Annotated in this window: 13 protein-coding genes; 12 read left to right on the plus strand and 1 reads right to left on the minus strand. The window is 62.1% G+C overall.

The window, feature by feature from the left end; genetic code table 11:
• The 6 genes from AC2VLV_RS13780 to waaF form a co-directional block, all read left to right on the plus strand.
• The coding region (locus AC2VLV_RS13780) for a type II secretion system F family protein (RefSeq protein WP_486990532.1) at positions 1-153 on the plus strand (153 nt) is incomplete at its 5' end.
• Between the two features lie 102 nt (positions 154-255).
• Entirely contained in the window at positions 256-1,170 is a 915-nt protein-coding gene (locus AC2VLV_RS13785) for a 5'-nucleotidase (RefSeq protein ID WP_486990522.1), read from the plus strand.
• A 103-nt stretch (positions 1,171-1,273) separates the two neighbouring features.
• On the plus strand, positions 1,274-1,771 hold the full coding sequence (gene tpx, locus AC2VLV_RS13790) for a thiol peroxidase (RefSeq protein WP_486990523.1): 498 nt from the start codon (positions 1,274-1,276) through the stop codon (positions 1,769-1,771).
• 79 nt (positions 1,772-1,850) lie between these two features.
• Positions 1,851-2,786 (plus strand): branched-chain amino acid transaminase, encoded by a 936-nt coding sequence (locus AC2VLV_RS13795; protein WP_486990524.1) that lies wholly within the window; start codon positions 1,851-1,853, stop codon positions 2,784-2,786.
• Between the two features lie 35 nt (positions 2,787-2,821).
• Entirely contained in the window at positions 2,822-3,022 is a 201-nt protein-coding gene (locus tag AC2VLV_RS13800; RefSeq protein ID WP_286728861.1) for a zinc-finger domain-containing protein, read from the plus strand.
• Between the two features lie 13 nt (positions 3,023-3,035).
• Positions 3,036-4,121 carry a lipopolysaccharide heptosyltransferase II gene (waaF, locus tag AC2VLV_RS13805; protein WP_486990525.1) on the plus strand — a complete coding sequence of 362 codons (1,086 nt, stop codon included), beginning with the start codon at positions 3,036-3,038 and terminating at the stop codon, positions 4,119-4,121.
• A gap of 12 nt (positions 4,122-4,133) precedes the next feature.
• Here the strand turns inward: waaF and AC2VLV_RS13810 are convergent, their stop codons facing one another.
• Positions 4,134-4,580 (minus strand): CopD family protein, encoded by a 447-nt coding sequence (locus tag AC2VLV_RS13810; RefSeq protein WP_486990526.1) that lies wholly within the window; start codon positions 4,578-4,580, stop codon positions 4,134-4,136.
• A gap of 327 nt (positions 4,581-4,907) precedes the next feature.
• On the opposite strand from AC2VLV_RS13810, the gene AC2VLV_RS13815 reads away from it, so the two are divergent.
• The 6 genes from AC2VLV_RS13815 to atpA form a co-directional block, all read left to right on the plus strand.
• Entirely contained in the window at positions 4,908-5,396 is a 489-nt protein-coding gene (locus AC2VLV_RS13815; RefSeq protein WP_486990527.1) for an ATP synthase subunit I, read from the plus strand.
• A 48-nt stretch (positions 5,397-5,444) separates the two neighbouring features.
• Positions 5,445-6,305 (plus strand): F0F1 ATP synthase subunit A, encoded by an 861-nt coding sequence (gene atpB, locus AC2VLV_RS13820; RefSeq protein WP_486990528.1) that lies wholly within the window; start codon positions 5,445-5,447, stop codon positions 6,303-6,305.
• Between the two features lie 70 nt (positions 6,306-6,375).
• Positions 6,376-6,624 carry a F0F1 ATP synthase subunit C gene (gene atpE, locus AC2VLV_RS13825; RefSeq protein ID WP_013107156.1) on the plus strand — a complete coding sequence of 83 codons (249 nt, stop codon included), beginning with the start codon at positions 6,376-6,378 and terminating at the stop codon, positions 6,622-6,624.
• 56 nt (positions 6,625-6,680) lie between these two features.
• Positions 6,681-7,151: a F0F1 ATP synthase subunit B gene (locus AC2VLV_RS13830; protein ID WP_486990529.1), complete on the plus strand. Its 471-nt coding sequence runs from the start codon at positions 6,681-6,683 to the stop codon at positions 7,149-7,151.
• A 12-nt stretch (positions 7,152-7,163) separates the two neighbouring features.
• Positions 7,164-7,703: a F0F1 ATP synthase subunit delta gene (locus AC2VLV_RS13835; RefSeq protein ID WP_486990530.1), complete on the plus strand. Its 540-nt coding sequence runs from the start codon at positions 7,164-7,166 to the stop codon at positions 7,701-7,703.
• Positions 7,704-7,719: 16 nt separating this feature from the next.
• The coding region (gene atpA / locus AC2VLV_RS13840) for a F0F1 ATP synthase subunit alpha (protein ID WP_486990531.1) at positions 7,720-8,750 on the plus strand (1,031 nt) is incomplete at its 3' end.

The following is an 8,750-nucleotide window of genomic DNA, read 5'->3' on the forward strand; positions in this document are numbered from 1 at the left end:
GCCGTGCAGCATGCGCAGGAAGTGCAGCGCCGCGCCATGACCCTGACCACCATTCTGGAGCCGCTGCTCATCTTGGTCATGGGCGGCATGGTGCTGCTCATCGTGCTGGCCGTGATGATGCCCATCATCCAGATGAACAACCTGGTGAAATGAGTCCCCCCCGAAAACCTTGCTGCGCTCGGTTCTCCCCCCAGGGGGCGAGAACCTCTTGGGGCGGCCCGGCGGGGTTCTCAGCCCTTCCCGGAAAAGTTTTCCATGCCTGCTGATTTGAACGACCGTTTGGTGGTGGCGATTTCCTCGCGCGCCCTGTTCGATTTCGAGGAGGAGAACCGCGTGTTCGAGCAGGCCGACGACGCCGCCTACATGCGGCTGCAGCTCGACCGGCTGGAGCGTCCGGCGCATCCCGGCGTGGCGTTCCAACTGGTACGCAAGCTGCTGGCTTTCAACACCAGCGGTGCGCAGCGCGACCGGGTGGAAGTGGTGCTGCTGTCGCGCAACGACCCGGTGTCCGGGTTGCGGGTGTTCAATTCCGCCAAACACCACGGCACGCCCATCGAGCGCGGCGTATTCACGCGGGGCCGCGCGCCTTATCAATATCTACACGCTTTGCAGGCCAATCTGTTTCTGTCGGCCGAGCCAGACGATGTTCGCGCTGCGCTGCACGCCGGCTATCCGGCGGCGCAGGTTTACCCCGAGTCGGCGCGTGCGTCCGAGGCGCATCCCGACGAAGTGCGCATCGCCTTCGACGGTGACGCGGTGCTGTTCTCCGACGAAGCCGAGCGCGTTTTCCAGACCGAAGGTCTGCCCGCCTTCCAGCAGCACGAAGCCCGCAAGGCCGCGCTGCCGCTGCCGCCGGGGCCATTCAAGCCTCTGCTCGAAGCCCTGCACCGCCTGCAAAGGGCCAGCGCCGATGGCTCCACCCCCATGCGCCTGCGCACCGCCTTGGTCACGGCGCGCAGCGCTCCGGCGCACGAGCGCGCCGTCCGCACCCTGATGCACTGGAACATCACCATTGATGAAGCCATGTTTCTCGGCGGGCTGGACAAGGGGCCGTTCCTGCGCGAATTTCAGCCCGATTTTTTCTTCGACGACCAGGCCGGGCATGTGCAATCCGCCGCGCGTCACGTGCCCTCGGGGCAGGTGCACGCAGAAGTCACGCGCAAGTCCTGAAGACCGCTCGGGCCGAGCAGCAGCCGCCGCCTGAAAAAAAGTCGCTGCGCCTCTACCATGCAAACCTCTGTCACTCGCTGACGACACCCCGAAGGAGACTCGCATGGCCACCACCCATCTGCAGGGCAATCCTGTTCCCACCAGCGGCGAATTGCCCGCCAAAGGCAGCAAAGCCCCCGATTTCCGCCTGACCGACAAAGACCTGGCCGACCGCACCCTGGCCGACTTCGCGGGCAAGCGCAAGGTGCTCAACATCTTCCCGTCGATTGACACCCCCACCTGCGCGCAGTCGGTGCGGGCCTTCAATGCGCGGGCCAGCGAAAAGGTCGATACCGTGGTGCTGTGCATCTCGGCCGATCTGCCGTTCGCCCAGGCCCGGTTCTGCGGCGCCGAAGGGCTGGACAAGGTGGTCAACCTCTCGGAAATGCGTGACCGCAGTTTCGCTCAAGCCTATGGCGTAGGCATCGCCGGTGGCCCGCTCACCGGGCTGTGCGCGCGCGCGGTGGTGGTGCTCGACAAGGACAACACCGTGCTGCACACCGAGCTGGTGAACGAAATCGCCCACGAGCCCAACTACGACGCGGCGTTGGCAGCGCTGTAAGGCAGCAGGCTCCGCGCGCAGAGTTCGTGCGTCGCGGAGTTTCTAGAATGACCCTTTTATTCTGCGGAGACAACACATCATGGTCATGCCCACATCCATGTCGGATCGCGACGGCAAAATCTGGATGGACGGCCAGCTCGTCGAATGGCGCGATGCCAAGATCCACGTCCTGACTCACACCCTGCACTACGGCTGCGGCGCCTTCGAGGGCGTGCGGGCCTACAAGACCGACAAGGGCGCGGCCATCTTCCGCCTGCGCGATCACACCGAGCGCCTGTTCAACAGCGCCAAGATTCTGCGCATGGAGATTCCTTTCACGATCGAGCAGGCCATGCAGGCCCAGATCGACGTGGTCAAGGTCAACGGTTTCGACTCCTGCTACATCCGTCCGCTGACCTGGATCGGCGACAAGAAGCTGGGTGTCTCGCCGCGCGGCAACACCATTCATCTGATGATCGCAGCGTGGCCGTGGGGGGCTTACCTTGGCGAAGAAGGGCTCAAGCGCGGCATTCGCGTCAAGACCAGCAGCTACACCCGCCACCATGTGAACATCACCATGTGCAACGCCAAGGCGGTGAGCAACTACACCAACTCCATTCTGGCGAATATGGAGGTCACCAACGACGGCTATGACGAGGCGCTGCTGCTCGATCCGCAGGGCTTTGTGAGCGAAGGCGCGGGCGAGAATATTTTTGTCATTCGCGACGGCGTGCTCTACACCCCCGACCTGTCTTCGGGCGCGCTCAACGGCATCACCCGCAAAACCGTATTCGCCATCTGCGAAGACCTTGGCCTGACCATCAAGGAAAAGCGCATCACCCGTGACGAGGTCTACATCGCCGACGAAGCCTTCTTCACCGGCACGGCGGCCGAAGTCACCCCCATCCGCGAGCTCGACGGCATCGCCCTCGGCCCTGGGTATCGCGGCCCGATCACCGAGCGCATCCAGAATGCTTTCTTCGACATCGTCGGCGGACGCAACCCCAAGTACGCCAACTGGCTGTCGATGGTCTGAGCAAGATATCCCTATCACTTGACTGAGGTTTGCACATGAGCGCCATTCCCAAGCCCGACATGCCCGTGGTCGAACTCAAGGCCAAGGACCTGCCCGCGTATTGCCCCAATCCCAATATGCCGATCTGGAGCAGTCATCCGCGCGTATTCATCGACGTGACGCACGGCGAAGCGGCCTGCCCTTACTGCGGCACCCGCTATCGTCTGGCGGAGGGCGAAGTGGTGCACGGCCATTGAGTGCGCATCCGGCATGACCCGTGTTCTGCTGATCGCCCCGCAGTGGATCGGCGACGCGGTGATGGCCCAGCCCTTGGTGGCTTTGCTGGCTGCCCGAGGCGAAGAGATCAGCGCGCTAGGGCTGCCCAGTGTGGCTCCGGTGCTGCGTGCCATGCCGGGAGTGAGCGAGGTCATCGAGGCGCCGTTCGCGCATGGTCAGCTCGATCTCGCGCTTCGCCGACGCATCGCAAAGCCATTGCGTGGTGCGGGTTTCCAGCAGGCCTACATCCTCGGCAACAACGTCAAGTCACGCTTGGTGCCGTGGCTAGCGCGCATACCGCAGCGCATTGGCTATGCCGGCGAGGCGCGCGGCCTGCTGCTGACTGATCGGGTTGAGGCGGACGAGCCAGCTCGGGTGAGAGCAGCCTCCGAGCCGATGGCGCTGTCGCCCGTGTCCTGCCGTGTTCCCCGGCCGGAGGGTGAGAGCCGCACGGACATGCGCCAACATTACGCCGCGCTGGCGAAGTTTGACGGCGCGCCCAGCCCTGTTTCGATTCCAGAGCCAACCCTGCGCATTTCCCCTGACGAAGCCGACGAGGCGCGCCGCCGGTTCGGTCTGCCGCCGCGCTGGATTGCCCTCTGCCCCGGCGCGGAGTACGGCCCGGCCAAGCAATGGCCGGTCGCGCACTATGCGGCACTGGCCATCCAGGCGCAGCAAGCCGGTTATGCCGTTGCTGTGCTCGGCGCCCCGCGGGATGCTGCGGCTGGTGCCGAGATTGCCGCGCTCTCGCCGGGCAGCGTGAATCTGTGCGGAGCCACGCAGTTGGCAGACGCCATTGCCCTGCTCGCCAGTTGCAGCGGTGCGGTGAGTAACGATTCCGGTTTGATGCATGTGGCCGCCGCACTGCAGCGCCCGACCGTGGGGGTGTACGGCTCGACCGATCCGCGCCACACGCCTCCTGCGGCGCACCACAGCGCAACGCTCTGGCTGCAACTCGATTGCAGTCCCTGTTTTCAACGCACCTGTCCGCTGGGGCATCTCAACTGCCTCAACCACATCTCGCCCGATGCCGTCTGGCGTGAGCTGGCGCGGCTGATGTCTGCAGTCGCATCCAATTGAGTGCTCAGGCGCTCAATGCCAGAGCAGCACAACCGCAATTGCAATCCAGCCCAGCGTGAAGTTGAGCACCACCAAGGGGTGAATCTGCTCCAGCGCGCGACCCAGAGCGGGCCAGTCCTGCCGGGAGGCGGCCCGGCGCGCGCGGCGGAACGGTGCAAAGTAAATGTGCGCAAAGACCGCCATCATCACCAGACCGATGCCCAGCATCGCGTGCCAGCCCACGGGGGCCTGGGCGAAGCCGACCTGCAGCATGATGATCAATCCCGAAATCAAAATCACCGCGATGCTGAGCCAGACGAGAGGGAAGAAGCGTTGCAGCGTCGCCAGAATGAACTGCGGGCGCACGGGCGGCTGAAGCAGGGCGAAAGCGGCGGGCCGCATGGCAAACAGAATGAACGCCATACCACCCATCCAGATGACCGCGGCGACAAGATGTAAAAAGACCAGCAGAGCCGTCATGAAAGTTCCCGAACTTGGATGAAATGCGCGCTTGCATAAATTGAGGTCAGCGGCGACGCGGCTGTCAAGAGAAATGACAGAACGTTGACCCGACACAATGTTAAGTGCAGCTGCACGAAAAAAGCTGGTGCTGTATCGACTTTCCCCTATACTTTCGCCGTTTGACCTGCACGCCAATTGTTACCCGTCGCAACAACCCATCGCGGGTTGCGCGGGTGTGGTGGGCGGGCTTCAACCCAAATTCAATTCATGGGCTGGCGATTGAGCCGCCTAAATGAGTCGCCTACATTGTGAGTCGCCTACATCGCTGACCCGAGTGTTTTTGCCTTGAACCAAACTGTGCCATCCATCGACCCCTGGAAAGACGAGCAAGACGTGCCGCCGGCTGCGCCCATGACGCGCGCTGAAGTGCAAAGCTTGCTTCTGCGCAAGCCGCAGGTTTCGGTGTGGCGCGTGGTGGCGCTGCAGGCCGTGGTCGGCCTGATCGTTGCCTTGGTGAGCTGGTTTTTTGCGGCGGGCAAGCTCTCGGTCGTATGGTCTGCTCTGTATGGCGCTGCCATCATTGCCGTGCCCTCCGCGCTGTTTGCCCTATCCATTCAGCTCTGGCTGTCCAAATTGAAGCCCGGCGTTGCCGTTTACGGTTTTGCGCTGGGTGAGTTGTTGAAAATCGGTTTGACCATCGTGCTTCTGTTTTTTGCGCCGCGCATCGTGCAGCCCCTCAGTTGGGCCGCGATGCTGATCGCTGTCGTCGTGACCTTGCAGGTGTACTGGGTCGCCCTGATTCTGCGCGGCAAGAAAACGAGTTGCGCAGCCTGATCCATTCCAGTCGTGCCGCGCAGGCGGCCCTCCTCAAAATAGTCGACCATGTCCGCAGAACAACACACCATCACCGCAGGCGAGTACATCGTTCACCACCTGACGCAATGGACCAGTGGTCCGCGTACCGGGGTGGTTGACTTTGGCATCGTCGACATCGATTCCCTCTTCTTCTCCGTGCTGCTGGGGGTGATTGCGTGCTACGTGCTGTGGCGCGTCGCCAAAAACATGACCAGTGGTAAACCGGGCAGGCTTCAGGCTGCGGTCGAGTTTCTGGTTGAGTTCGTGGACGAGCAGGCGCGCGGTATTGTGCGCAATGCCAAGTCGCGCGAATTCGTGGCTCCGCTGGCGTTCATTTCGTTCGTCTGGATCGTGATGATGAACCTCATGGATCTGATTCCTGTCGATCTGTTGCCCCGCCTCTGGCAAACCGCGGGCGCTGCTGCCGGCCACGACCCGGAGCATATGTATTTGCGTGTGGTGCCTACGGCAGACCTGTCGATCGCCCTGGGCATGTCGATCACCATTCTGTTGTTGAGCCTGTACTACGGCATCAAGGTCAAGGGGATCGGCGGTTGGGTGCATGAGTTGTTCACCGCGCCGTTTGGCAACCACTTCCTGCTCTGGCCGTTGAATTTCGCCATGCAGTTGCTCGAATATTTGGCGAAAACCCTCTCGCACGGCATGCGGTTGTTCGGCAACCTTTACGCCGAAGAAATTCTGTTCATGATCATCGCGCTCATGGGGGCTGCCGGCCTGAGCAGCTTGACGGGCTGGGCGCTGTTCTTTGGCAACATTGCAGCCGGTCTGGCCTGGTCGATCTTCAGTCTGCTGGTCATCGTGCTGCAGGGTTTCATTTTCATGATGCTGACCCTGGTTTACATCGGTCAGGCGCATGATCACCATTAATCGGTTTTGATCACTTTCGTTTTTTTCTGATTTCTTTTTTCTTCACCACTTCAACTCACTAGGAGCAAGCATGGAACACGTTCTCGGATATGTCGCACTGGCCGCAGGTCTGATCATTGGTCTGGGCGCCAACGGCGCTTGTATCGGCATCGGCATCATGGGCAGCAAATATCTCGAATCTGCCGCACGTCAGCCCGAGCTGATGAACGAATTGCAAACCAAGATGTTCCTGCTGGCCGGTCTGATCGACGCGGCCTTCCTGATCGGTGTCGGTCTGGCCATGATGTTCACCTTCGCCAACCCGTTCGTTCTGAAGTAAGCCACGCTTGACTCCAGCAACGATCTGTTCACCCATCTGAAGCAAAGGTTAGCGCCATGCATCTGGACGCAACACTCATTGCGCAGATCATCGTTTTCTTGCTGCTGGCGTGGTTCACGAAGAAATTCGTGTGGCCCCCCATCACCAAGGCCCTCGATGAACGCGCAACAAAAATCGCCGACGGTCTGGCTGCCGCCGATCGCGCCAAGTCTGAACTCGCTTCGGCCAATCGCAAGGTCGAAGACGAACTTGCCCGCTCGCATCAGGAGAGCGCGGGACGCTTGGCTGATGCCGAGCGTCGTGCGCAGGCCGTGATCGAAGAGGCGCGCAAGAAGGCCGAGGAGGTCGGGGCAAACATCGTGGCGCAGGCCAAGTCAGAGGCTGATCAGCAAGCGGTCAAGGCGCGTGAGCAATTGCGTGACCAGGTGGCAGCGCTGGCAGTCAAGGGCGCCGAGGCCATTCTGCATCGCGAGATCAATCCGCAGGTGCATGCCGATCTGCTGAACCGGCTCAAGGCCGAGCTGTAATCGGAGTGCGCCATGGCTGAACTCGCCACTATTGCCCGTCCCTACGCCGAAGCCGCTTTTGCCGCAGTGCGCGAATCCGGTATTCCCTCCGCGCAAGCGGCGGACGCCTTGGACCAGATTGCCCAGATTGCTGCCGATCCCGCTTTGCGCGAGGTGATGGGCAGCCCGAAGGTTTCCGCGCGGCAACTCGCCGATCTGGTTCTGGGTGCTCTGCCCGGAACCGTCGCTCCTGTGCTGAAAAATCTGGTCGAGATGCTCGCCGAAAACCGGCGTTTCGCCGCCGTCGGGCAGATCGCCGAGCAGTTCCGCGTGCTCAAGGATGAGGCCGAAGGCAAGGTCGAGGCCGTGGTGTCCAGCGCGTTCCCGCTGGAAGGCGAGGCGCTCGACAGCTTGCTCCGGGCGCTCGAGCGCAAATACGGCCGCAAGCTGCACGCCACTGTGGAAATCGATCCGTCGCTTATCGGGGGGGTGCGTGTCGCTGTAGGCGACGAAGTGCTCGACACCTCGGTCCGCGCCCGGCTGGAGCAGATGAAAGTCGCTCTCACCGCTTAAAGTCTTAGAGGCTCCCATGCAACTTAATCCCGCAGAAATTTCCGAACTCATCAAGAGTCGCATCGAAGGTCTGGGCGCCAGCGCCAATATCCGCAACGAGGGCACCGTCGTGTCCCTCACCGACGGTATTGCGCGGGTGCACGGGCTGTCCGACGTGATGCAGGGCGAAATGCTCGAATTCCCGAACAACACCTTTGGCCTGGCGCTCAACCTCGAGCGTGATTCGGTCGGTGTGGTGATTCTGGGCCCTTACGAGCAAATCTCCGAAGGCGACACCGTCAAGTGCACCGGCGAGATTCTTTCCGTGCCCGTCGGCCCCGAGCTGATCGGTCGCGTGGTCAACACCCTGGGTGTGCCCATCGACGGCAAGGGCCCGGTGGAAACCAAGCAACTCGATCCGATCGAAAAGATCGCCCCTGGCGTGATCTGGCGCCAATCCGTGTCGCAGCCGGTGCAGACGGGTATCAAGGCGATCGACGCCATGGTGCCCGTCGGCCGCGGCCAGCGCGAGCTGATCATCGGCGACCGCCAGACCGGAAAGACCGCGGTGGCCGTCGACTCGATCATCAGCCAGAAGGGCAAAGACCTGATCTGTATCTACGTCGCCATTGGTCAGAAAGCTTCGACCATTGCCAATGTGGTGCGCAAACTGCAAGAGTTCGGCGCGATGGAATACACCATCGTCGTGGCCGCCTCCGCCTCGGACTCCGCCGCGATGCAGTACCTGGCGCCTTACGCCGGCTGCACGATGGGCGAATACTTCCGCGACCGTGGCCAGGACGCCCTGGTGATCTATGACGATCTGACCAAGCAGGCCTGGGCCTATCGCCAGATCTCGCTGCTGCTGCGTCGCCCGCCGGGCCGTGAAGCCTATCCGGGTGACGTGTTCTACCTGCACAGCCGTCTGCTCGAGCGCGCCGCCCGCGTCAGCGTGGAGTACGTCGAGAAGTTCACCAACGGTGAAGTGAAGGGCAAGACCGGTTCGTTGACCGCGCTGCCCATCATCGAAACGCAGGCTGGCGACGTGTCCGCTTTCGTGCCGACCAA

The organism is Thiomonas sp. TH-17, from assembly GCF_057473305.1.

Excerpts from the sequence above, each read along its gene's own strand:
- atpE (WP_013107156.1), top strand. The coding sequence starts at position 6,376 with ATGGAACACGTTCTCGGATATGTCGCACTGGCCGCAGGTCTGATCATT.
- tpx (WP_486990523.1), top strand. The coding sequence starts at position 1,274 with ATGGCCACCACCCATCTGCAGGGCAATCCTGTTCCCACCAGCGGCGAA.
- waaF (WP_486990525.1), top strand. The coding sequence starts at position 3,036 with ATGACCCGTGTTCTGCTGATCGCCCCGCAGTGGATCGGCGACGCGGTG.
- AC2VLV_RS13830 (WP_486990529.1), top strand. The coding sequence starts at position 6,681 with ATGCATCTGGACGCAACACTCATTGCGCAGATCATCGTTTTCTTGCTG.
- AC2VLV_RS13810 (WP_486990526.1), bottom strand. The coding sequence starts at position 4,580 with ATGACGGCTCTGCTGGTCTTTTTACATCTTGTCGCCGCGGTCATCTGG.
- AC2VLV_RS13785 (WP_486990522.1), top strand. The coding sequence starts at position 256 with ATGCCTGCTGATTTGAACGACCGTTTGGTGGTGGCGATTTCCTCGCGC.
- AC2VLV_RS13800 (WP_286728861.1), top strand. The coding sequence starts at position 2,822 with ATGAGCGCCATTCCCAAGCCCGACATGCCCGTGGTCGAACTCAAGGCC.
- AC2VLV_RS13835 (WP_486990530.1), top strand. The coding sequence starts at position 7,164 with ATGGCTGAACTCGCCACTATTGCCCGTCCCTACGCCGAAGCCGCTTTT.
- atpB (WP_486990528.1), top strand. The coding sequence starts at position 5,445 with ATGTCCGCAGAACAACACACCATCACCGCAGGCGAGTACATCGTTCAC.
- AC2VLV_RS13795 (WP_486990524.1), top strand. The coding sequence starts at position 1,851 with ATGGTCATGCCCACATCCATGTCGGATCGCGACGGCAAAATCTGGATG.